Source organism: Roseateles sp. DB2, assembly GCF_051857535.1.
Lineage (GTDB): Bacteria > Pseudomonadota > Gammaproteobacteria > Burkholderiales > Burkholderiaceae_C > Roseateles_B.
Genome location: NZ_JBPZGY010000001.1, coordinates 478,556 through 501,522, shown reverse-complemented (window position 1 = coordinate 501,522; position 22,967 = coordinate 478,556). Strand labels below are relative to the sequence as shown.

Here is a 22,967-nt window from a genome sequence, read left to right as displayed (position 1 = left end):
GCTGTCCCCTGATCAATCTAGTCCGCCCCCGAAGGACTGACAAATATCAAGCCAGCAGGCGGCGTGCCCGGGACAGGCGCCCTCCCGGACCGGCTACAGTAGCGCCCTGCTTCAGACCCGCACATGCCCATGGCCACCTCTTCCGCTTCCCCGCGCCTGATCCAATGGCTGGCGATCGCCCTGCTGGTGATCCTGGCCGACCAGTTCACCAAGGTGCTGATCCTGGGGAGCTTCCAGCTCGGCGACAGCCGCCCCGTCACGTCCTTCTTCAACATCGTCCGCTGGCACAACACCGGCGCTGCATTCAGCTTCCTGGCCTGGGCGGGCGGCTGGCAGCGCTGGTTCTTCGTGGGACTGGGCGCCGTGGCCACCGTGTTCATCCTGTGGCTGCTGCGCAAGCACGGGCACCAGACCCTCTTCGCCACAGCGCTGTCGCTGATCCTGGGTGGCGCCATCGGCAACGTCATCGACCGCCTGCTGCATGGCTATGTGGTGGACTTCATCTCCATCCACTATCAGAACCAGTGGACCTTCCCGGCCTTCAATGTGGCCGACAGCGCCATCACGCTGGGCGCGATGCTCTTGATCCTGGACGAACTGCGCCGGGTGCGGCGCGGCTGAGCGCTCCGCAGGGGCGCTTGATCCAGGGCAAGCCCCGGTCCTAGGGAAAGGCCCGCTGACGCGCCCTGCGCCTCCCTCTAGCCTTGGCGGTAGAAGGAGACAAGCCATGAGCCACCCCCTGGCGCAGGAACCGGCACCCGAATCACGCCCGCCGGCCCGCACGCCTGATCCGGATCAAGCCGCCCCCACCCCCGAGGCCACGGCCGTCTCGCCCTTTCACCTGCAGCTCAACACCCTGCGCTGGAGCCAGCCCCTGCAGTGGCTTCGCCTGGGCTGGAGGGACTTCTGCCGCCACCCCGGCATCGGCCTCTTCTACGGCGTGTGCTTCGTGCTGATGGGCTGGGGCCTGCTCAAGGTCTACCAGAACGCTCCCGCCTACACCCTGGCACTCTCGGCCGGCTTCCTGCTGATGGGCCCCTTCCTGTGCATGGGCCTGTACCAGGTCTCCATGCGCCTGGAGCGCGGGGAGAAGCCCGACCTCGGCGACTCCCTCACCGCCTGGGACAGCCACATGGGCCAGATGGCCATCTTCGGCGGCGTACTGCTGATCCTGGAGATGCTCTGGGGCCGGGCCTCGCTGGTGATCTTCGCGGTGAGCTTCGACGGCATGCCCGACTTCGCCGGCTCGCTGACCAAGCTGCTGGAGCCCGACAACCTCGGCTTCATCGCCACCTACCTGACCGTGGGCGCCCTCTTCGCCGGGTTGATCTATGCCGTCAGCGTCATCTCCATCCCCATGATGCTGGACCAGCAGGTGGACGCCGTCACCGCCGGCCTGACCAGCCTTCGCCTGGTGCTGACCCAGACCGGCGTGATGCTGTGGTGGGGCGCGCTGGTGGTGTTGCTGGTGGTGCTGGCCCTGCTGCCGGGCTTCCTGGGCCTGCTGGTGGTGGGGCCGGTCCTGGGCCATGCCAGCTGGCATGCCTACCGGGCGGCAGTAGCAGACTGCTGAACGCCCCGCAAGGCCTTGATTGGCAGGGCATGCGCGGCATGAGTCAGGTCACAATGCGCCGCAATGCCCACGCCTACCCGACATGCTCGACTTTGCCTGCCTGACGCACTTTGACTGGCTCGACGTCCCCATGTGGGTCTTCGACCAACAAGGCCAGCGCAACCTCTGGGCCAACGCGGCGGCTCTGAGCTTCTGGCGGGCCGAGAGTACCGAGGAATTCCTGGCCCGCAACCACGCCGACAGCTCCGAGGCCGTGCGCACCCGCCTGGCCATCACCGCCGCGGACCATGCCCTGGGCAAGATCGTGCGGGAGCAATGGACGCTCTACCCCAAGGGCCAACCCGTGACGGTGATGCTGGTCTCGCGCGGCATCCTGGCACCTGAGGGCCGCCAGGTGATGCTCTTTGCCGTGGACTCGCTCTCCAGCGCCTCGGACAAATCCATGCTGCGCGGCGTGGAAGCCCTGCAGCACACCTCGGTGCGCATCGCCATGGTGTCTCTGCGCGACGGCAACTTCCTGATGCGCAATCCAGCCGCCGCCATGTATTTCGCCGGCCAGTCCAGGGACAAGGGCCAGAGCGACTTCAGCAGCCTCTTCCCCGACCCCGAGGTGGGCCGCCGCATCCTGGCCCAGGTGCAGCGTGGCCAGACCTTCGCCGCGGACCTGGAACTCAACACCGCCGGCGGCCGGCGCTGGCACAGCCTGGATGCCCGCCCCATGCGCGACCCCGTGACTGGCGACCTGGTCATGCAGCTCAACGCGCGCGACATCGCCGACCTCAAGGCCACGCAGGCCGCCCTGGAGGCCGCGCGTCAGGCCGCCGAGGCTGCCAGCCAGGCCAAGAGCGCGTTCCTGGCCAATATGAGCCACGAGATCCGCACCCCCATGAACGGCGTGCTGGGCCTGACCGAGCTGGTGCTGCAGACACCGCTGGACGATCGCCAGCGGCGCTTCATCGAACTGGCCCACAGCTCGGCCAAGGGCCTGCTGGTCATCATCAACGACCTGCTGGATGTGGCCAAGATCGAGGCCGGTCGGGTACAGATCGAGCACCGGCCCTTCGCCCTGCACGACTGCCTCAAGGAGTCCCTGCATCCCCTGCTGCTGCAGGCGCATGAGAAAGGCATACGCCTGCATGCCCTGGTGCAGCCCGGTGTGCCCGCGACACTGGTGGGCGATGCCCTGAGGCTGCGCCAGGTGCTGGTCAACCTCGTGGGCAATGCCCTGAAATTCACCGAGCGCGGCGAGGTGCGGCTGGAGGTGATCCAGCTGCCCGAGGAGGAAGACGGCCAGCCCCTGGACCCGGTGGTGCACGGCGTGCGCCTGCGCTTCTCGGTGCATGACACCGGCATCGGCATGACGGCGGATCAGATCCGCCACATCTTCGCGCCCTTCAGCCAGGCGGACAGCAGCATCACGCGGCGCTACGGCGGCACTGGCCTGGGCCTGACCATCGTGCAGCGCCTGGTGGACCTCATGGGCGGGCAGGTGCAGGTCGAAAGCCAGCCGGGCACGGGCTCCTGTTTCAGCTTCGAGATCCGACTGCCCCTCGCCGCGGGGCCGACAGCCGAGCCCCATGCGGGGGCCGCTGCCGGCCCCGAGGCAGCGTCCGCGGGCGTCTGAGCTCCGGCCTCGTTCAGATCACCAGCAGGCCCGAGCCCGTGGTCGTGCGGGCCTCCAGCTCGCGATGGGCCTGCTGCACCTCCGCCAGGGCATAGCGCTGCCCGATGGGGATTTGCACAATGCCCCGGCCCACGACGTCGAAGAGCTCATCCGCCATGGCCTGCGTGCCCTCGCGCGTGGCCAGATGGGCGAAGAGCACGGGGCGCGTCAGGTACAGGGAGTTGGCCGAGAGGCTGGCCAGGTTCACCGGCGGCACCACGCCCGAGGCATTGCCAAAGCTCACCATCAGGCCGAAGGTGCTGAGGCAGGCCAGGGAGCCGGTCCAGGTGTCGGCGCCCACGGAGTCATAGACGACCTTGACGCCGCGCCCCTCGGTGATCTCCTTGACGCGGGCCGCAAAGTCCTCGCGGCGGTAGTTGATGACGTGGGCTGCGCCATGCTGGCGGGCCAGCTCGCACTTCTCGTCGCTGCCGGCGGTACCGATGAGGTTCAGGCCCAGGTGGCGGGCCCACTGGCAGGCGATCAGGCCCACGCCCCCGGCCGCCGCGTGGAGGAGCACGGTGTCACCAGCCTGGAGGCCGCCCTGGGGCAGGGTCTTGCGCAGCAGGTACTGCACGGTGAGGCCCTTGAGCATCATGGCCGCGCCCGTGTCCAGACCGATGCCATCCGGGAGCCGGACCACGCAGCGCGCGGGCATCACGCGGGCGGTGGCGTATGCGCCCACAGGCTGGCTGGCATAGGCCACGCGGTCGCCCTCAGCCAGGTGGCTGACGCCCTCACCCACCGCCTCCACGACGCCCGAAGCCTCCATGCCCAGGCCGGAGGGCATGGGCAGGGGGTAGACGCCGCTGCGATGGTAGATGTCGATGTAGTTGAGGCCGCAGAAGGCATGGCGGACCCGAACCTCGCCGGGGCCGGGCGCGCCCACTTCCACGGGCGCGAGTTTCATCTCTTCAGCACCGCCCGGCTGGGCAATGCGCACGACCTGTTCCTGGGACATCGACTTCTCCTGGCTTGCAATGACACGGGGGCCGCGCCGGCCTGGTTTCGGCCTCGTCAGCGCGGCGACTGCTTTGTTCCGCTATCGTGCCAGCCTTTGCCCCCTTGTGCCGCCAACCGGCCATCGCCCTGCCATGAAGCTCAGTCCCAAGCTCGCCCTGCTGCTGACCCTGCCCCCTTTGCTATGGGCCGGCAATGCAGTGGTGGGGCGCTGGGCGGCCGGGGCCATCCCGCCGCTGACCCTGAACTTCCTGCGCTGGCTGCTGGCCTTCCTGGTGCTGTTGCCCCTGGCCCGCCCCCTGTGGGCCGAGCGCGCTGCCCTGCGCCAGCGCTGGCGCTACTTTGCCCTGACGGGCTTCCTGGGCATGGGCTGCTACAACGCCCTGCAGTACCAGGCCCTGCACAGCTCCACGCCTCTGAACGTGACCTTGATCGCGGCCAGCCTGCCGCTGTGGATGCTGGGGGTGGGCATGCTGCTGCACGGCGTGCGGCCGGACCGCCGCCAGCTGCTGGGCGCCCTGCTGTCCCTGCTGGGCGTGGCCCTGGTGCTGAGCCGGGGCCGGCTGCAGGCCCTGCGCGAGGTGCATTTCGTCGAGGGGGACCTGCTGATGCTGCTGGCCGTCTTCAGCTGGGCGGTCTACAGCTGGCTGCTGGCGCGACCGCCCGCCCACATGCAGGGCGCGCAGCGGCCCCACTGGGACTGGGCGGCCCTGCTGATGGCGCAGCTGGTCTTCGGCCTGGGATTTGCCGGGGTGTCGGCCGGCGCGGAGCAGCTGCTGTCCACGCAAACCGTGGCATGGGGGTCAGGTCTTGCCATCGCCCTGGTCTACGTGGCCCTGGGACCTTCGCTGCTGGCCTATCGTTGCTGGGGGCTGGGGGTGACGCAGGCCGGGCCGGCCGTGGCCGCCTTCTTCGGCAACCTCACCCCGGTGTTCGCGGCCCTGATGTCTGCAGCGCTGCTGGGAGAATGGCCCCAGTGGTTTCACGGAGCGGCCTTTGCGCTGATCGCCACGGGCATCGTGGTGTCGTCGCGCCGCTGAGCCGGGCGCGAGGCTGATGGGAAGCGCGCCTGCGCCTGCGCCTACTGCCGCTGCCCGCCGAAGCTGCCGGAGGGCGTGGAGCGGTGGGCGTAGTGCCAGGTGCCGCTCACCGCGCCCGTGTTGCCGTCCAGGAAGCCCTGGTAGATGGCAGAACCCGCTGAGCCAGAGGCCGTCATGTTCATGCGGCCATTGGCAGCAACAGTCCCGCTGACGCTGAAGGCGCCCGTCTGGTTGGAAACACCACCACCGCTGACCACGCCCATGCCGCCGGCACCCGGCGTGACCACCACATTGAAGGTGCCCTGCTCAGGCCCTGCGAAGGAGCCGGCAAAGGTCCCGAAGATGCCCGAGCTCATGGGCTGCGTGTTGGTGACGGGCAGCGGTGCCGCGGAGACACTGGCGCCGCAGGCCCCCACCAGGGTGCGCTGCACCCAGCCGCTGAAATTGGCGGCGTCCACGTAGACGAAACCATTCTTGACCTCACCCGAGGCGATCAGCTCTTCGCCCTTGGGGATGGAGGCCACCACCTTGGCGTCCTTGGCGGCACTGGCGTAGGCCTTGACGTTGCCGATCTTGGGGCACAGGGTCTGGCCGGCCTGCTGTGGCGCCTCGGCCTTGGTGGAAGCACCGGCATTGGCGTCGCCGGAGGCACTGCTGGTGCGGATCAGGCTGGGCTGGTCGCGGACGGTCCTGACGATGGCGTTGTAGTTGTCCAGGAAGCTGGCAGCCACCATCTTGCCCTCAGGCGTGCTGGTGTAGCCGCCCAGGCCCACGACGGCGCCGGCATAGCCCCAACCGCCGATGCCGAAGTCGGTCTTGGTGGCCTTGCCTTCGGCTGCAGCCACCTGGATGCTGGAGCGCACGTCGGCAATCAGCAGGCTGGTCGAGGCCTCGCGGAACTTCAGATTGCCTGCGATGGCACCGAACACGCCCCCCACGCGGCCCAGCAGTGCACCACCGATGCCACCGGTGGTGGAGGCCCCCACCTGCACATTGGGCGTCATCACGAAATCGGCCGCCTGCATCTGGCCCTTGCCGACATTGGACTCCTGGCGCAGATCACCGCCCTGCGCCAGGGCTCGCTCCTGCTGCAGGTTCTGCATGGCCACGCCGCGTTCGACGACGTCGAAGCAGCCGGACTGCTGGATCATCATGCGCAACAGCGCCGAGGGCGACCCCAGGCCGTACTGCGACAGGTGGTGCCAGCCGGCCTGCGGCTCCACCACGGCAATGACGCCCAGCTTCTGCGAGCACTTCTCGACCTGCGAGCTGGTTTCTTCGGCAAAGGCAGGCGCCTGCTGCAGGCCTGCCAGGAGGCCCGCCAGGGCCAGGGCGATCTTCGACTTCATGTGACTCGCATACCTCCGCAAATGGGTCCCGCACCACAGACGGGACGGGGCGCCGCATTGTCGCCAAGCCGTCTGAGCTTGGGCATGCGGCCAGACGCCAAGGCGTTACCGACGGTAACGATCTCCCTCATTCGTGGGAGTGGATGTGTGCGCAGAGCTCAGAATGTTCCCGGATACGCACCGCCATCCAGCAGGATGTTCTGCCCCGTCAGGTAGCCGGCCTGCGCACTGCACAGCATGGCGCACACGGCCCCGAACTCCGCCGCCGTGCCGAAGCGCCGAGCCGGGATGCCCTGCGCCCGTTGCTGACGCACCTGCTCCAGCGGCTGCCCACTGCGCTCGGCGCTGGCCACCATCGTCTTGCCCAGGCGTTCGGTGTCAAAGGCTCCCGGCAGGAGGTTGTTGATCGTCACATTGGCGGCGGCCAGGCGGGCTTGGCGTGCCAGGCCTGCCACAAAGCCCGTCAGGCCGGAGCGCGCGCCGTTGGACAGGCCCAGGGTGTCGATGGGCGCCTTGACGGCCCCGGAGGTGATGTTGACGACCCGGCCAAAGCCGCGCGCCGCCATGCCATCCACCACCGCCTTGATCAGCGCGATGGGGGTCAGCATGTTCGCCTCCAGCGCAGCCAGCCAGTGCTCGCGCTCCCAGTCTCGGAAGTCGCCCGGGGGCGGACCACCGGCGTTGTTGACCAGGATGTCGATCTGCGGTGCCGCCGCCAGCGCGGCGGCCTGCACCGCGGGATGGCTGATGTCGCCCGCCACGCAGCGGATCTCCAGCCCCGGATGCGCCTGCCGCAGCGCCGCCGCCGTGGCTTCCAGGGCCTCGGCGCCGCGCGCATTGAGCACCAGGTTCACACCCTCGGCGGCCAGGGCCTCGGCACAGCCGCGCCCCAGGCCCTTGCTCGAAGCACACACCAGGGCCCAGCGGCCCTTCAGTCCCAGATCCATACCTTTATCTCCATCGATTCAGCAGCAGGATGCCACCCAGGACCAGCACGGTCCCACCCAGCACGCCTGTCGTCAAGGGCTCGTCCAGCAGCCAGGCGCCCAGGGCGATCGTCGCCATGGGCCCCAGCATGCCCGTCTGCGCAGCCACCGCAGCGCCCAGGCGCTCGATGGCCATCATCACCAGCAGCACTGGCGCGAAGGTGCTCAGCACCGCATTGAGCAAGGACAGCTGCAGCACCGCCGCCGGCACCTGCGTGACGGCCCCGGGCCCACGCAGCAGAAGGTACTGGCCCACGCACAGCAGGCAGGCCACCGAGGTCGCGAGGCCAGTCAGGCGCATGGCACCCAGGCGGTGCACCTCTTCCCCGCTGTAGAGCAGGTACAGGGCATAGCTGAGGGCCGACCCCAGCACCAGCAGCGCGCCCAGCCAGACATGCTCGTCCTGCCAGTGCAGCTCCTGGGCGAAGACCCACAGCACGCCCGCATAGCTGATGGCCAGCGCCACCACTTGGCGCCAGCCCACGCGGCGCCCCAGCAGCAGCCAGCCCAGCAGCAGGACCAGGGTGGGGTTGAGGTAGAGGATGAGGCGCTCGAAGCTGGCGCTGATGTAGGCCAGGCCGGCAAAGTCCAGGAAGCTGGCCAGGTAGTAGCCGCTGAAACCCAGGCCGATCACGGCCCACCAGTCCCGCCGCGTCAGTGCGGCCCTGCCCCGCCCGGCCCACCAGGCCAGACCGAGGAACAGGGGCAGCGCGAAGAGCATGCGCAGACCCAGGAGGGTGATGGCATCGGCCCCATGGCGGTAGCCTAGCTTGACGATGATGGCCTTGCCCGAGAAGCCCAGGGCCCCGAGGCTGGCCATCAGCAGCCCGACCCAGGCGCGTGATGGAGGCGCCGCAGGCGGCGTTGAAGACTGCATCGGGCCATTCTAGGAAAGGCCTGGCGCAGGCGCGCATGCGGGGACTTCGCGAGTGGCCCGGCAAGGGCCTGACCCAGGCGAAGGCCCCGTGCGAAAGCGTCTCAGGTGGCCGCTTGGGCGGCGGGGCCGGTGGTCAGCAGACGCTCCATGAGTTCGCGCACGCTCTTGATCTGGTCACCGAAGGGCAGCGAGCCGGCGCCGCGGAAGAAGAGACCCTTCTTGATGTCCCCCCGCAGGGCAGCGGCCAGCTGGTTGTCGATGCAGAACTGGCCCCAGTCCTTGAAGCCGTCGCGCAGGCCACACTGGGCCAGGCAGTCGAAGGCCTTGGTGCAGCGGCTCTTCACATGGGCCACGGCCTGCAGCTTGTGCTCGATCTTGAGATAGGCCTTGAGCCAGGGGGTGCCTACCGCACGTGCAGGCAGGCCGGCAACGCTGGTGAACTCCACCATGTCCTCGTCGCGGGCCTCGGCCAGCACGCGCTTGAATTCGTCAGAGGCATCGCCTTCCTGGGTCACCGCGAAGGGGGTACCCAGCTGCACGGCAGCCGCGCCCAGGCCCTGCAGGCGCTGGATGTCGTCATGCGTGCGGATGCCGCCAGCGGCGATCAGCGGGATCTCGCGCTCGATACCAGCCTTGCGGAAAAACTCCAGGCATTCAGGGATCACGCGATCGAAGTTGAAGCGCTGATCGTTGAGATCGCTGATGCGGGCGGCGCCCAGGTGGCCGCCCGCGAGGCGGGGGTGCTCGATCACGATGGCATCGGGCAGGCGCTTCTTGCGCTCCCACTTCTTGACGATCAGCTGCACACCACGCGAGTCGCTGAGGATGGGGATCAGCAGGGCCTTGGGATGATCCTGGGCCAGGTCCGGCAGGTCCAGGGGCAGGCCGGCGCCGACCACCACGGCGTCGATGCCTGCTTCCAGGGCGCGCTTGACCGAGCTGGCGTACTCGCTGACGGCACGCATCACGTTGAGCGCTACCAGACCGCGGCCCTGCGAGCGCTCGCGGGCTCCGGCGATCTCGCGGTCCAGGGCTTCGAGGTTGGCCTGGTTGATCTGGCGCTTGGCTTCCTCGCCGGCATTGAGGCCCTCGGTGCGGGCCATCAGGTCCGGGTGGTGGCGGCGCAGGTCCACCGAGCTGAGCGTCCCCACCCCGCCCAGGGCGGCGACGGTGCCCGCCAGCTTCTGGGCGCTCACGCCCACGCCCATGCCGCCCTGCACGATGGGCAACAGCTCGCGTCCGCCCAGTTGCAGGGGTTTGAGGCCGCTGGACTGCAGGGCCGGGATCAGTTGGGCGTCGATATGGGCTGAACTCATGATGTCTCGCTTTGGACTTGGGCGACCCTGAGCCGTCCGGCAGGACAGACAAGGGCACGGGCTGGCGCAGCGTAGGGCCAGGCAAGCCGCCCCACCTTGATACGTATCATGTTTCCCCGCATTCCTGCTCCTGCCGGGCATGCCCGCGCGAGGCGTCCGGGGACATGAGCCGGCATCGGCGCTGCACGGCAGGCCGGGCCGGCGCCTGGGAAGCGCTCGGCCCCAGGCTTCTCCCCGGTGCCTGCCGCGCAAGACCTGGCCCCCGCGGGGCGCAGGCAGCCTGTCACGCGGGCGCTTCAAAGCTTGAGCCTGCCTGGCAAATCGGCTACATAATCCGCCCAGCATGGCGAAGGCGACAGACCCCGCCATGCGGACTGCCCCCGGTGGGGCGGTGACGATGGACGCAGGGGGAGAGCCTGTCCTTGAGACTGTTTCAGAGCTCGTTGCGCAATGCAGTGATCCTCGCACTGGGGGTTGGTCTGCTCGTGCCCACCAGCCTCGTGCTGATGTATGACTGGCAGGCCTCGCGGCACACCGCGATGGAGGACCTTCGGCGCGACCTGGGCCGCACCGTCGAGGTGCTGGCGCTGTCGCTGTCCGAGCCCATCTGGCAGGTGTCGGCCGAGCTGGCCCAGCCCATGATCGATGCCCAGACCAGCGACCCCCGCTTCGTGCGCGTGCTGGTGATCGAGCCCAACAACGCTCAGCCCTTCATCCAGATGCAGCGCCCGGACCCCGATCCGGACCTGACCCTCACCCTCACCCGCCCCGTCACCCGCGACGGCCGTGAGATCGCCCAGCTGACCGTGGCCATGAGCGCCGCGCCCTTGCTGGAAGCCAAGCAGAACGAGGCCTGGCGCGCCCTCGCCCGTTCGGTCGGTATCCTGACCCTGTCCCTGGTGCTGATCCTGGGCGTGATGCAGCGCCGCGTGCTGCACCCCATGGACAAGCTCAGCCGCGCCGCCGAAGAGCTGGCCGCCGGCCGCCTGGACCAGCCTCTGGAATTGCTGGGAGAGGACGAGATCGCCCGGGTGGGCATCGCGATGGAACGCATGCGCCAGGCCCTGCTGCGCGCCTTCGAGGACCTGCGCGGCCATGCCTCCACCCTGGAAGATCAGGTGGCCCAACGCACCGCGGAGCTGACCTCCGCGAACAACGAACTCACCATGGCCCTGGCCAACCTCAAGACCGCGCAGCGCGAGCTGGTGGAATCAGAGAAGCTGGCCTCGCTGGGCCGCCTCGTGGCCGGCGTGGCGCACGAGCTGAACACGCCGCTGGGCAATGCCATGACCGTGGTCTCTGCCCTCGGTGACCGCTGGGCCAAGCTGGACCAGATGCTGGCCGACAACACGCCCATGCGCCGCAGCCAGCTGGAGGAGCTGGTCAAGGACACCCGGCGCGGCCAGGACATCCTCCAGCGCAATGTGCAAAAGGCGGCCGACCTGGTGCGCGACTTCAAGCAGGTCGCGATCGACCAGACCACCGACTCCCGCCGCGACTTCGAACTCTCACAGGTCGTCGAGGATGTGCTGGTGATGGTCGAGCCCAGCTTCAAGCACACGCCCTTCAAGATCGTGACCGACCTCACCCGGGACCTGGAGATGAGCAGCTACCCAGGCGCGCTAGGCCAGGTGCTCACCAACCTGCTGATGAACGCCCTGGTGCACGGCTTCGAGGGACGGGATGAGGGCCTGGTGCGGGTGTCCTGCCGACCGCATGGCCATGACCAGGTCGAGCTGGTCGTGGAGGACGACGGCCGCGGCATGGACGCTTCCGTGGTACGCAAGATCTTCGATCCCTTCTTCACCACCAAGCTGGGCAAGGGCGGATCGGGCCTGGGCATGCACATCGTGCACAACATCGTCACCAATGTGCTGGGCGGCCAGATCGAGGTGCAGTCCACGCCGGGCCAGGGCTCGCGCATGACCATGCTGATGCCGCGTTCGGCGCCGCTACGCTCAAGTGCCGAGGACCTGATCAACCCTTGAGGCGGACAGCCCGCCAGGCTGGCGGGTAGACGTCCCGCCAAGGCAAGGCAAGGCAAGGCAAGGCAAGGCAAGACAGGCCAAGGCAAGACAGGCGCGGCGTCGGCCTGCTCCGAGGGCCACCCGCCACGCGGCCAGCCCATTCCTGCTGCCCCGCCCGCGGGCACACCGGCCGCATTCTGCGCAAGAAGGCAGATGGCCAGAGCCAGGTCCAAGTACCAGGCCCCGGGCGCTGGCTCAGTTGCCTTCGCCGCCGGCAGCTTCCTGTTTCCCGGACTTCTTGCTCTCGTCCGAGCCGGTAATGCGCTTGAACAAGTCGCCCAGTTTCACTGTCGTGCGCGTCTTGCCGCCCGCCGCGGGCTCCTCGCCCACCGTCGCGGCCGAGCGAGTCGCCATCCGGAAACTGAGGTAGCTCTCCGGCAGGGGCTCGCGCCAGAAGGCATTGCCGGCCCCTTCGGACAACTGGGCGGAGAGCTCCGCCGCATCCGTTGCCGAGGTGTAGATCTGGCCATTGCCCAGCAGCATGCGCGGGTAGGCGCGGCGCTTGAAATCCGGGCCGAGGGTGGCGATGAGGGTTTCGATGTCGCGGGTGGACTGATTGCCGAGATCACAGCTGCCGGCAGGCAGGTTGCCGTAGCTCAGGGTGGCCCGGGTCAGGGTGCTGCGCCACACGGCGGCATTGTCCTTGGCGCACCAGATGTTGGCGACCGTCGACACATTGGCGTTCTTGCTGCTGTCCAGCGTGCTGGGCAGCACGTAGACGTCGGCGTCGATGCGGCTGTTCGGCGCGGCCAGCAGGCGCTCCAGCTTGATGCAATAGGGGCAGTCGAAGGCCGAGAGCAGCAGCACCTTGGTCCCGCCCTTGCCCTGCTGCAGGTGGATCAGGCGCTCGAAGCGGATGTTCTTGATCATGTCACTGACCAGCACACGCCGCTCGGCATCAGACACGGGCTTGCCACCGGCCCCGGTCTCGACGAAGTCGGTGATGTCACGACCATTGGTAGGCATCACCAGCGAAGCGGCCTCGTTGATGTAGGCATGCCCCACACCCGGCGCCCCTTCGCAGCGGTACAGGCCACGCACCAAGGTTTCATTGATAGCCCCGGTACAGACCGGCGGACTGAACTGCCGCACATGAGGTGCGAAGTTCTTGCGCACCTCGGCCACGCCGGCATGCGCCGGCCGCGCCGCCAGGGCCAGCCACAGCAAGCCCAGCAGGAGCAGGGGCCAGGCCAGGGTGGGGCGAAGGTATCGGGGATGTGGGATGTTCATGCCAGCTCCATCAAGCAGGAAAACGCCCGCGCCGGGGAGGGCCCGGGGCGAGGGTGGGGGAATCAGGGGGAGTCAGGGGAATCAGATTGATTCAGCGGAGGTTCAGAGCGAGGGCCTGCCGGCGCGCTTGCCTTCGGCTTCCAGCGCCTTGTCGGAGGCGGTGCTCAGCACCTTGTACCAGTCCAGGAAGGCGCTGATGTCGACGGCGGCGATCACGTAGTCATCCACCAGACCGTCCTGCTTGCGGGAGTTGGCGGTGATGCTGTAGGTGCGCGAGCAGGCGGTTGTCGGGGCCAGAGGGTACTGCAGGCCGATGTAGAAGTCCGACACCCCGTAGCTCTTCAGCTCTTCGAAGCAATTGCCATTGCGGGGCTTGTCATAGACGTTGACCCACTCGATCTCCTTGCCCCCCTTTTCGTACATCCACTGCTGCTTGTACTGTTGCGGCCGGATGGCCTTGGGGTCGATGGGACCGAACTTGCCCGCCGCCTCGCTGACTGCCTTGAGGGTCGGGCGGTTGTCCTTGATCTGCTCCGTCTTGGTAATGGACCACACCTTGTGGGTCAGTGGCGAGACACCGAAGGCAACGATGGTGCCGCCGGTGGTGTACTGGCCACCGTAGACGTGGTTGTCGAAGCTGCCCTTCATGCGATCAATCGTCAGGTTCAGCGTCATCTTGACGTTGCGTACGAAGACCTTGTTCTGCTTGGCCGTCTCCAGGACCTTCAGGGCTTCTTCAGCCGGCATGCCCAGGCGAAGGCCGCCGACGTCAGGGCCTTCGGCGGCCTGGGCCGTGCCTGACAGATACAAGGCCGCGATCACTGCAAAGGTGCCGCGCAGGGCCATCGGGGTTGGCATGAAATCTCCTGGTTAAGGGGGTGCGCATCGATGCGATGCTGGGGAGAGGCCCCGGTACGGCAGCAGAAGGAGCAGCGAACCGGGGTGGGGCCGTCAGGAATTGCTGAACGGATTGAATAAAGGCCCTTGCCTGGGCAAGCGCGGATTTCACGCGCTCAGGCGCCCGCGAGATATCCCCCGAAGAGGGGCCATGTGTATCGAGCTGAAACTGTCTTCAAGACGAGCGCAAGCCGCACCAGGCACTCAGGCTGGCAGGCGCACAGACGGGCGAAAGTCGCCCCTCAAGGCATTCACTTTCGACGTTATTGCATGAATGAAAGGCCACTGGCGCCCCTCGGCGCCAGCGGCTGAGCCGGGCCGTCTCAGCGCCTGGGCGCCCAGGCGTCGTCAATCTCGTTGAACAAGGCCCCTGTATCGCGCTCCGCATCCCGCAGGTCGCGATAGGGGCCGGTGCCACTGTGCTCGGCCATGGAGGCGGGCACGAAGCGGCCCTGCTGCACGTCGAAGACATGCACTTCGCCATCCTCGATCACATAGTGCCAGCCATGCAGGGAGAGCCTGCCCTGCTCAACGCGGCTGCGCACCATGGGGTAGTCCATCAAGCGTTCCAGCTGCAGGACGACTGAGCGCTCCTCGGTGCGGCGCAAGGCCTCGGGCGTAGGCTGCACGGGCAAGGCGGCCTCGCGGCCCATGTCCAGCCAGGCCTTGAGGTTGCGGGCCTCGGCAGGCACGTCGCCATAGAGCGCACGGATGCCGCCGCAATGGCTGTGGCCACAGACGATGATGTGCTTCACCTCCAGCGCCAGCACGGCGTACTCGATCGCCGCGGCCGTCCCGTGGTGGCCCACCCATTGGCGATCCCCCCCACCGGCTTCGAGATGATGGCAGCCCCGGTTGCCGGCCTCCTCGCCGCCGCGGTCCTCCAGGGTGCCGTCATAGGGCGGCACGAAGGCGGCCACATTGCGCACAAGGAAGAGTTCGCCAGGACCGGCGCCCGTGAGCATGTAGGGCACGATGCGGGAGTCGGAGCAGCCGATGAACAGCGTGCTGGGGTGCTGGCCCTGTTCGACGAGGTCACGGAAGCGGGCCTCGTACTGCGGGAAGTAGTCCTTGTTGAAGCGCCGCAGGCGGGCGAGCAGTTCGTCCGGCATGGCTGGGGTCCCCGGCTTACTGCACCAGGGGCGTGTCGGCCTGATTCAGCGAGACGCCCTGCAACTGCGCCTGGCCGGCCAGCAGGTCCAGGTACTGGCGCATGGCGGTCACGCTCAGCTGGTGACGCAGCAGGGCCGCCACGGAACCGCGCACCTGCTCGAAGGACGGCACCTCGCCGGCCTCGCGCTCGTCAACGCGCAGGATGTGGAAGCCATGGCGGCTGCTCAACAGGCGCGGCAGCACGCCCATGTGGCGGTTGGCCTCGTCCTGGGCGAAGAGCACGCTGGCCACCTCGGGCAGGCAGTCCTCGCGCGTCAGCCAGCCCAGGCCCCCGCCCTGCTCACCGCTGGGGCAGTTGGAATTCTCGGCCGCGGCCTTTGCAAAGGCGGCCTCGTCCTCGCAGCGCAGCCGCACCAGCAGGCCTTCGGCATGGGCACGCAGGGCCGCCACGTCCACGCCCGGCGTCACCGCCAGCAGGATGTGAGCGGCGCGCACGCGCTCGCCGCGGGCGAAGCGCTGGGGGTGCGCCTCGTAGTAGCGCCGGCAGGCCGCATCGTCCGGCTCGGGGAGCTGGATCTCGCGGGCCAACAGGGCCTCGATGGCCTCGCTGGCGGCTTCGCTGTGCACGCCGTCGATCGGGCCGGGATCGCTGGCCGACAGCAGGCCGGCGCGCTGCGCCGCCTGGCGCAGCAGCTCGCCATAGGCCCGCTGGCGCAGCTCTTCCTCGCCCAGCACCTCGCCCGCGCCGTGCAGGGCCACGTCGTTCACGCGGGCCACCGCGATGGGCGCCAGCGTCTCGACCGAACCCTCACCCTTGCCACCACCGCAGCCGCAGCTGCCACCACCACATCCACTCATGACGATCTCCTTGGGGTCTCAGCGTTGGCGGTTCAGCGTTGTTGCGGCGTGGTGTGACCGGCCGGCAGGCTGATGCGCCGGCTGCGCACCAGTTGATACGGGCGGAACACATAGGCCAGCGTACCGAAGCCACTCCACACATGAACCAGACGGGTGAAGGGGAAGACCACGAACACCGTCATGCCCAGGAACATGTGCAGCTTGAACACCCAGGAGGCGCCGGCCAGCATCTCGGTAGCACCGCCGCGGAAGGTGACGATGCGCTGGGCCCACTCGGCCAGTTGCATCATCATGCCGCCGTCCAGGTGCTGGGCCGACAGAGGAATGGTGGCCAAGCCCAGGGCCAGCTGGATCCACAGCAGCACGAGCAGCAGGATGTCGCTGGTCTTGCTGTTGATGCGGATGCGCTCGTCCGACAGGCGGCGGTGCAGCAGGATGCTGACGCCAGCGAAGCCCAGCAGGCCGGCAATGCCGCCGCTGACCATGGCCATCAGCTGCTTGTTGCCGGCGCTGATGAAGTGCTCGTACAGGAAGTGGGGCGTCAACATGCCCACGGTGTGACCAAAGAACAGGAAGAGCACGCCTATGTGAAAGAGGTTGCTGCCCCAGCGCAGGCTGCCGGCGCGCAGCAACTGGGAGGAGTCGCTCTTCCAGCTGTACTGATCGCGGTCGAAGCGCAGCAGGCTGCCGACCAGGAACACGGTCAGGGCGATGTAGGGATAGACGCCGAACAGGGCGAAGTCCAGCGGTGAGCTGGCGAGGCTGGATGCGGGGCTCATGCGCGCACTCCTTGCTTTTGGGTTTCTTGACGACGGACGATGTGCACCGGCTGCGGGCTGCCGGGCTTGCTCTGGCCGCGTGAGCTGCAGCCCTCGAAGGCAGCGGGCTCGACCCAGGCCTCGTCCAGGGGTTCATCGACGGTGATCTGCACGGCCTGCGGCGTCTCGCCCGCCAGCTCCAGCACGGCGCCGATGGCGGCGGCCCAGGGCTTGACGCCGCGCTTGATCAGGGCGCTGTGGATGGCGTTGAGGATGTGGGCCATCTCTGCCAGGAAACCGGCCGCCAGCGCCGGGGGTTGCGTGGAGGCGAACTCCAGCACCACGGGCAGGTAGTCGGGCAATTCCTTGGCGTCGAAGAAGACACCGGCGGACTCATAGGTCTTGGCCAGGTCCACCAGGGCCGGGCCGCGCTCGCGCGAGTCGCCATGCACATGCTCGAAGAGATGCAGGCTGGTGGCGCGGCCGCGGTCGAAGGTCTCCACATACTCGGACTGCAGGGCAAAGCGGTCCCGGCTCGCCATCCAGGCGATCAGGGACTCCAGCTCACGCAGGCGCTCGGCGCTCAGGGCGCCCTCCTCTCGCAGCGCGGCCTGCAGCTCAGGCAGGGCCGCCAGCATCTCGTCGCCGGGGTAGTCCAGCAGCCGGGCCAGGACGCGGCAGCTGAGGCTCATGCCGCGCGATGCCGTCTCGGATTTCGTTCGTTTCATCTTCATCTCCTTGCTGCGCTGCCACCGCGCCCGTCGGCGTCCTGCCGAGCGGGGCCTGAGGATCCGGCTTTGCCGGGCCTGCAGGCCCGCCCCCTCGAGGGGGCGCGCGCAGCGCGTAGGGGGTGGACGTTCAGACCGTGGTCTTGATGGGGATGGTGCGCTTCTTGTCACCGCCGAAGAGGCTGGTCTCGGTCTGGCCGTCGGAGCAGCCGTTGCCGAAGCTGAAGCCGCAGCCGCCGCGCAGGTCATACGCGTTCTCGGCGTACTCGCGGTGCGTGGTCGGGATGACGAAGCGGTCCTCGTAGTTGGCGATGGCCATGACCTGGTACATGTCCTCGACCTCGTTCTTGAGCAGGCCGACCTGGTCCAGCACGGCCTTGTCCTCCACGCCGTCCACATGCTTGCCGCGCTGGTAGGCGCGCATGGCCAGCATGCGCTCCAGGGCGCGCTCGACCGGCTGCACGTCGCCGGCGGTGAGCATATTGGCCAGGTACTGCACGGGGATGCGCAGCTGCTTGACGTCGGGGATCAGGCCGTTGACACCCACATGGCCGGCATTGGCCGCGGCGCTGATGGGCGAGAGCGGCGGCACGTACCAGACCATGGGCAGGGTGCGGTACTCGGGGTGCAGCGGCAGGGCCACCTTCCAGTCCACGGCCATCTTGTAGACGGGGCTCTTGCGGGCGGCCACGAGCCAGGCCTCGGGCACGCCGTCCTTGCGGGCCTGCTCGATCACGGCCGGGTCGTTGGGGTCGAGGAAGATGTCCAGCTGGGCCTGGTACAAGGCCTTGTCGTCCTTGATGGAGGCGGCTTGCTCGATGCGGTCGGCGTCGTAGAGCAGCACGCCCAGGTAGCGGATGCGGCCCACGCAGGTCTCGGAGCAGACGGTGGGCTGGCCCGACTCGATGCGGGGGTAGCAGAACACGCACTTCTCGGCCTTGCCGCTCTGCCAGTTGTAGTAGATCTTCTTGTAGGGGCAGCCCGAGACGCACATGCGCCAGCCGCGGCACTTGTCCTGGTCGATCAGGACGATGCCGTCCTCCTCGCGCTTGTAGATGGAGCCCGAGGGGCAGGAGGCCACGCACGCCGGATTGAGGCAGTGCTCGCACAGGCGCGGCAGGTACATCATGAAGGTGTTCTCGAACTGGCCGTAGATCTCCTTCTGCACGTTCTCGAAGTTGGCGTCCTTGCTGCGCTTGGAGAATTCACCGCCGAGGATTTCCTCCCAGTTCGGGCCCCACTGGATCTTCTCCATGCGCTGGCCCGTGATCAGGCTGCGCGGGCGCGCGGTAGGCGCGGCCTTGGACTTCGGTGCCGACTGCAGGTGGTCGTAGTCGAAGGTGAAGGGCTCGTAGTAGTCGTCGATCTCGGGCAGGTTCGGGTTGGCGAAGATGCGCATCAGCAGCTTCCACTTGCCGCCCTGCCGGGGAACGATGCTGCCGTCGGGCTTGCGCATCCAGCCGCCATGCCAGCGGTCCTGGTTCTCCCATTCCTTGGGATAGCCAATGCCGGGCTTGGACTCGACGTTGTTGAACCAGGCGTACTCCATGCCGGAGCGGTTGGTCCAGACGTTCTTGCAGGTGACGGAGCAAGTGTGGCAACCGATGCACTTGTCCAGGTTCAGCACCATGCCGATTTGTGCGCGAACTTTCATCGCGGAACTCCTTGTCTATCAGATCGCTGAGTCAGTTCCGAAGGCCTCGGGAGAGGACGCTTCAGTGAGAAGGAAGGAGCTAGCAAGCAGCGCCCTCCCCCGTGCCGTCGAAAACTGGATGTCCATGGAAGAACAGCCTTGAAGATCAGGCTGCGTGGTGGCCCGACTCCTCGTCGAGCCAGTCCACCTTGGCCATCTTGCGCACCAGCACGAATTCATCGCGGTTGGTGCCGATCGTTCCGTAGTAGTTGAAGCCGTAGCTCAGCTGCGCGTAGCCGCCGATCATGTGCGTGGGCTTGGTGACGATGCGGGTCACCGAGTTGTGGATGCCGCCGCGCGTGCCGGTGATCTCCGCTCCCGGGGTGTTGATGATCTTTTCCTGCGAGTGGTACATGAGCGTCATGCCCTTGTTCACGCGCTGGCTGACCACCGCCCGCGCCGCGATCGCGCCGTTGCTGTTGAAGAGCTCGATCCAGTCGTTGTCCTCGATGCCCGCTTCCTTCGCGTCCTCCTCCGAGAGCCACACCACCGAGCCGCCGCGGTTCAGCGTCAGCATCATGAGGTTGTCGCTGTAGGTCGAGTGGATGCCCCACTTCTGGTGCGGCGTGATGAAGTTGAGCGCGATCTCCTTGTGGCCGTTGGGCTTCTTGCCCTGGACCTCGTGCAGGGTCTTCAGGTCCACCGGCGGGCGATAGCTGCTGAAGCCCTCGCCGAAGGCCCGCATCCAGGGGTGGTCCTGGTAGAACTGCTGGCGGCCGGTCAGGGTGCGCCATGGGATCAGCTCGTGCACATTGGTGTAGCCGGCGTTGTAGGAGACCTTCTCGCTCTCCAGCCCGGACCACGTGGGCGAGGAGATGATCTTGCGCGGCTGCGCCTGGATGTCGCGGAAGCGGATCTTCTCGTCCTCGCGGTGCAGGGCCAGGTGGGCATGCTCGCGGCCCGTCTGCTTGGACAGCGCGTCCCAGGCCTTCACGGCCACGTGGCCGTTGGTCTCGGGGGCCAGCATCAGCACCACCTCGGTGGCGTCGATGTCGCTCTCGATCTTGGGCATCCCCTTGGTGACGCCTTCCTCGCGCACCCGGCCGTTGAGCTCAGCCAACTGCTCGACCTCGGTCTGGGTGTCCCAGCCTATGCCCTTGCCACCGTTGCCGACCTTGTTCATCAAGGGGCCCAGGGCGGTGAAGCGCTTGTAGAGATTGGGGTAGTCGCGCTCGACGACGGCGATCTGCGGCGCGGTCTTGCCGGGGATCAGGTCGACCTCGCCCTTCTTCCATTCCTTCACGTCAAAGGGCTGGGCCAGCTCGGCGGGGCTGTCATGCATCAGCGGCGTCAGCACCACTTCCTTCTCCACGCCCAGGTGGCCGACGCAGAGCTCGGACACGCTCTTGGCGAAGCCCTTGTAGATCTCCCAGTCGCTGCGAGCCTGCCAGGCTGGATCCACCGCCGTGGAGAGCGGGTGGATGAAGGGGTGCATGTCGCTGGTGTTGAGGTCGTTCTTCTCGTACCAGGTGGCGGTGGGCAGCACGATGTCCGAGTAGAGGCAGGTCGTGCTCATGCGGAAGTCCAGCGTGACCAGCAGGTCCAGCTTGCCTTCGGGCGCCTTGTCGTGCCAGACCACTTCCTCGGGCTTGGCGTCGTCGCGGCCGAGGTCCTTGCCCTGCACGCCGTTGGTGGTGCCCAGCAGGTGCTTGAGGAAGTACTCGTGGCCCTTGCCCGACGAGCCCAGGATGTTGGAGCGCCACACGAACATATTGCGCGGCCAGTTGTCCGGATGGTCCGGGTCCTCGCAGCTCATGCGCAGGCTGCCGTCCTTCAGCGCCTTGACGGCATAGTCCTTGGCGTCCAGGCCCTGGGCCTGCGCCGACTTCACCACCTCGATCGGGTTGGTCTGCAGCTGCGGGGCGCTGGGCAGCCAGCCCATGCGCTCGGCGCGCACGTTGTAGTCGATCAGGCTGCCGCCGAACTTGGACTTGTCGGCCAGGGGCGAGAGCACCTCCTGCACGTCGAGCTTTTCATAGCGCCACTGGTCGGTGTGGGCGTAGAAGAAGCTGGTGGAGTTCATCTGGCGCGGCGGGCGGATCCAGTCCAGCGCGAAGGCCAGGGCCGTCCAGCCGGTCTGCGGGCGCAGCTTCTCCTGGCCCACGTAATGCGCCCAACCGCCGCCGGTCTGGCCGATGCAGCCGCACATCATCAGCATGTTGATGATGCCGCGGTAGTTCATGTCGCAGTGGTACCAGTGGTTCATCGCGGCACCGATGATGACCATGGAGCGGCCGCGGGTCTTGTCGGCGTTGTCGGCGAACTCGCGGGCCACGGTGCTGATCTGCTCGCGCTTGACGCCGGTGATGTGCTCGGCCCAGGCGGGGGTATAGGGCTTGTTGTCGTCGTAGCTCGTGGGGCAGTCGTCGCCCAGGCCGCGGTCCACGCCGTACTGCGCGACCTGCAGGTCGAAGACGGTGGCCACCAGCACCTCGGCGGCGTCCTCGTGCTTGCCCAGCTTCAGGCGCTGCACCGGCACCTTGCGGGCCAGCACGTCCTGCTGCTTGTTGGCGGTGAACTGCGGGGACTCGATGCCGCCGAAGTAGGGGAAGCCGACGTCCGCGATCTCATGCTGCGGCGCCTTGGCCTCCAGCAGCGAGAGGCGCAGGGTCACGTCGCTGTTGCCGCGGGCTTCCTTGTTCTCCAGGTTCCACTTGCCGAGGTCCTCGCGCTCGCTGGCACCCCAGCGGAAGCCGATGGAGCCGTTGGGCACCACCACCTTGCCGTCCTGGTCGAAGGCCAGGGTCTTCCAGTCGGGGTTGTTGTCCTGGCCCAGCTTGCCGCCGAAGTCGCTGGCGCGCAGGTAGCGGTCCGGGACCAGCAGGGTGCGACCGTCCGGCGTCGTGGTCTTCTTGAGCTGGACCAGCAGCGGCAGGTCGGTGTAGCGGCGTGCGTAGTCGTCGAAGTAGGCACTGCGCTTCTCGAAGTAGAACTCCTTGAAGATCACATGCCCCATGGCCATGGCGATGGCGGCATCGGTGCCCTGCTTGGGGTGCATCCAGATGTCGGCCAGCTTGGAGATCTCGGCGTAGTCCGGCGTGATGGCCACCGTCTTGGTGCCCTTGTAGCGGACCTCGGTGAAGAAGTGCGCGTCCGGCGTGCGGGTCTGGGGCACGTTGGAGCCCCAGGCGATGATGTAGTTGCTGTTGTACCAGTCGGCGCTCTCGGGCACGTCGGTCTGCTCGCCCCAGATCTGCGGGCTGGAGGGCGGCAGGTCGCAGTACCAGTCGTAGAAGCTCATGCAGACGCCGCCCAGCAGGCTCAGGTAGCGGCTGCCGGCCGCGTAGCTGATCATGGACATGGCCGGGATGGGCGAGAAGCCGATCACGCGGTCCGGGCCGTGCTTCTTGACGGTGTAGATGTTGGCGCTGGCGATGATCTCGTTGACCTCGTCCCAGCTGGAACGCACGAAGCCGCCCAGGCCGCGCTCCTGCTGCCATTCACGGCGGGCGTCCTGGTTCTCGACGATATTGGTCCATGCGTCCACCGGGCTCTTGGCCACGGCGCGCGCGGCACGCCAGTGCTTGAGCAGGGCGCCGCGCACCATGGGGTACTTCACGCGGTTGGCGCTGTAGAGGTACCAGCTGTAGGAGGCGCCGCGGGCGCAGCCGCGGGGCTCGTGGTTGGGCAGGTCCGGGCGGGTGCGGGGGTAGTCGGTCTGCTGGGTCTCCCAGGTGACGATGCCGCCCTTCACGTAGATCTTCCACGAGCAGGAGCCCGTGCAGTTGGTGCCATGGGTGGAGCGCACGATCTTGTCGTGGGCCCAGCGGTTGCGGTAGGCGTCTTCCCAGGTGCGGTCTTCGCCGGTGACGCGGCCATGGCCGTCGGCGAAGTCTTCCTTGGGCTGGGCGAAGTAGCTCAGTCGGTCGAGAAAGTGGCTCATATGCTGATCCTGTGTC

Annotated in this window: 18 protein-coding genes; 5 read left to right on the top strand and 13 right to left on the bottom strand. The window is 67.6% G+C overall.

Annotated elements, in window-relative coordinates:
* Positions 1-129: 129 nt before the first annotated feature.
* The 3 genes from lspA to ACS5PK_RS02125 all read left to right on the top strand — a co-directional run bounded on the left by lspA (position 130) and on the right by ACS5PK_RS02125 (position 3,197).
* Positions 130-621, top strand: a complete 492-nt coding sequence (gene lspA, locus ACS5PK_RS02135; RefSeq protein WP_439438623.1) for a signal peptidase II — start codon at positions 130-132, stop codon at positions 619-621.
* A gap of 106 nt (positions 622-727) precedes the next feature.
* Positions 728-1,573, top strand: a complete 846-nt coding sequence (locus ACS5PK_RS02130) for a DUF2189 domain-containing protein (protein ID WP_439438622.1) — start codon at positions 728-730, stop codon at positions 1,571-1,573.
* Positions 1,574-1,655: 82 nt separating this feature from the next.
* A complete protein-coding gene (locus tag ACS5PK_RS02125) occupies positions 1,656-3,197 on the top strand; it encodes an ATP-binding protein (protein WP_439438621.1) in 1,542 nt (513 codons plus the stop codon).
* A gap of 13 nt (positions 3,198-3,210) precedes the next feature.
* Here ACS5PK_RS02125 and ACS5PK_RS02120 read toward each other — a convergent pair whose 3' ends face one another.
* Positions 3,211-4,197, bottom strand: coding sequence for a quinone oxidoreductase family protein (locus ACS5PK_RS02120; RefSeq protein WP_439438620.1), 987 nt, complete (start codon positions 4,195-4,197; stop codon positions 3,211-3,213).
* Positions 4,198-4,330: 133 nt separating this feature from the next.
* Here ACS5PK_RS02120 and ACS5PK_RS02115 point away from each other — a divergent pair, with 133 nt between their 5' ends.
* On the top strand, positions 4,331-5,236 hold the full coding sequence (locus ACS5PK_RS02115) for a DMT family transporter (RefSeq protein ID WP_439438619.1): 906 nt from the start codon (positions 4,331-4,333) through the stop codon (positions 5,234-5,236).
* 41 nt (positions 5,237-5,277) lie between these two features.
* Here the strand turns inward: ACS5PK_RS02115 and ACS5PK_RS02110 are convergent, their stop codons facing one another.
* The 4 genes from ACS5PK_RS02110 to ACS5PK_RS02095 all read right to left on the bottom strand — a co-directional run bounded on the left by ACS5PK_RS02110 (position 5,278) and on the right by ACS5PK_RS02095 (position 9,764).
* Positions 5,278-6,585: a CsgG/HfaB family protein gene (locus tag ACS5PK_RS02110; protein ID WP_439438618.1), complete on the bottom strand. Its 1,308-nt coding sequence runs from the start codon at positions 6,583-6,585 to the stop codon at positions 5,278-5,280.
* Positions 6,586-6,743: 158 nt separating this feature from the next.
* The gene (locus ACS5PK_RS02105) at positions 6,744-7,532 is read right to left on the bottom strand and encodes an SDR family oxidoreductase (RefSeq protein WP_439438617.1); all 789 of its coding nucleotides are present in this window, start codon (positions 7,530-7,532) and stop codon (positions 6,744-6,746) included.
* A gap of 4 nt (positions 7,533-7,536) precedes the next feature.
* Positions 7,537-8,448 carry a DMT family transporter gene (locus ACS5PK_RS02100; RefSeq protein ID WP_439438616.1) on the bottom strand — a complete coding sequence of 304 codons (912 nt, stop codon included), beginning with the start codon at positions 8,446-8,448 and terminating at the stop codon, positions 7,537-7,539.
* Positions 8,449-8,549: 101 nt separating this feature from the next.
* Complete coding sequence (locus tag ACS5PK_RS02095; RefSeq protein ID WP_439438615.1) at positions 8,550-9,764, bottom strand: NAD(P)H-dependent flavin oxidoreductase; 1,215 nt, start codon at positions 9,762-9,764, stop codon at positions 8,550-8,552.
* Positions 9,765-10,186: 422 nt separating this feature from the next.
* Between ACS5PK_RS02095 and ACS5PK_RS02090 the strand changes: the two genes are divergently transcribed.
* A complete protein-coding gene (locus ACS5PK_RS02090) occupies positions 10,187-11,752 on the top strand; it encodes a sensor histidine kinase (protein ID WP_439438614.1) in 1,566 nt (521 codons plus the stop codon).
* A gap of 234 nt (positions 11,753-11,986) precedes the next feature.
* On the opposite strand, the gene ACS5PK_RS02085 is transcribed toward ACS5PK_RS02090, so the two are convergent.
* The 8 genes from ACS5PK_RS02085 to ACS5PK_RS02050 all read right to left on the bottom strand — a co-directional run bounded on the left by ACS5PK_RS02085 (position 11,987) and on the right by ACS5PK_RS02050 (position 22,951).
* Entirely contained in the window at positions 11,987-13,021 is a 1,035-nt protein-coding gene (locus ACS5PK_RS02085) for a hypothetical protein (protein ID WP_439438613.1), read from the bottom strand.
* A 102-nt stretch (positions 13,022-13,123) separates the two neighbouring features.
* Positions 13,124-13,879, bottom strand: a complete 756-nt coding sequence (locus ACS5PK_RS02080) for a hypothetical protein (RefSeq protein ID WP_439438612.1) — start codon at positions 13,877-13,879, stop codon at positions 13,124-13,126.
* A gap of 362 nt (positions 13,880-14,241) precedes the next feature.
* Positions 14,242-15,030 (bottom strand): carbonic anhydrase, encoded by a 789-nt coding sequence (locus ACS5PK_RS02075; protein ID WP_439438611.1) that lies wholly within the window; start codon positions 15,028-15,030, stop codon positions 14,242-14,244.
* A 16-nt stretch (positions 15,031-15,046) separates the two neighbouring features.
* Positions 15,047-15,889, bottom strand: a complete 843-nt coding sequence (locus tag ACS5PK_RS02070) for a peptidylprolyl isomerase (RefSeq protein WP_439438610.1) — start codon at positions 15,887-15,889, stop codon at positions 15,047-15,049.
* 32 nt (positions 15,890-15,921) lie between these two features.
* Positions 15,922-16,668 carry a respiratory nitrate reductase subunit gamma gene (gene narI, locus ACS5PK_RS02065; RefSeq protein WP_439438609.1) on the bottom strand — a complete coding sequence of 249 codons (747 nt, stop codon included), beginning with the start codon at positions 16,666-16,668 and terminating at the stop codon, positions 15,922-15,924.
* Complete coding sequence (gene narJ / locus ACS5PK_RS02060) at positions 16,665-17,375, bottom strand: nitrate reductase molybdenum cofactor assembly chaperone (RefSeq protein ID WP_439438608.1); 711 nt, start codon at positions 17,373-17,375, stop codon at positions 16,665-16,667. The genes narI and narJ overlap by 4 nt, the downstream gene beginning before the upstream one ends.
* A gap of 130 nt (positions 17,376-17,505) precedes the next feature.
* Complete coding sequence (narH, locus tag ACS5PK_RS02055) at positions 17,506-19,029, bottom strand: nitrate reductase subunit beta (protein ID WP_439438607.1); 1,524 nt, start codon at positions 19,027-19,029, stop codon at positions 17,506-17,508.
* Positions 19,030-19,174: 145 nt separating this feature from the next.
* Complete coding sequence (locus ACS5PK_RS02050; RefSeq protein WP_439438606.1) at positions 19,175-22,951, bottom strand: nitrate reductase subunit alpha; 3,777 nt, start codon at positions 22,949-22,951, stop codon at positions 19,175-19,177.
* Positions 22,952-22,967 lie beyond the last annotated feature (16 nt).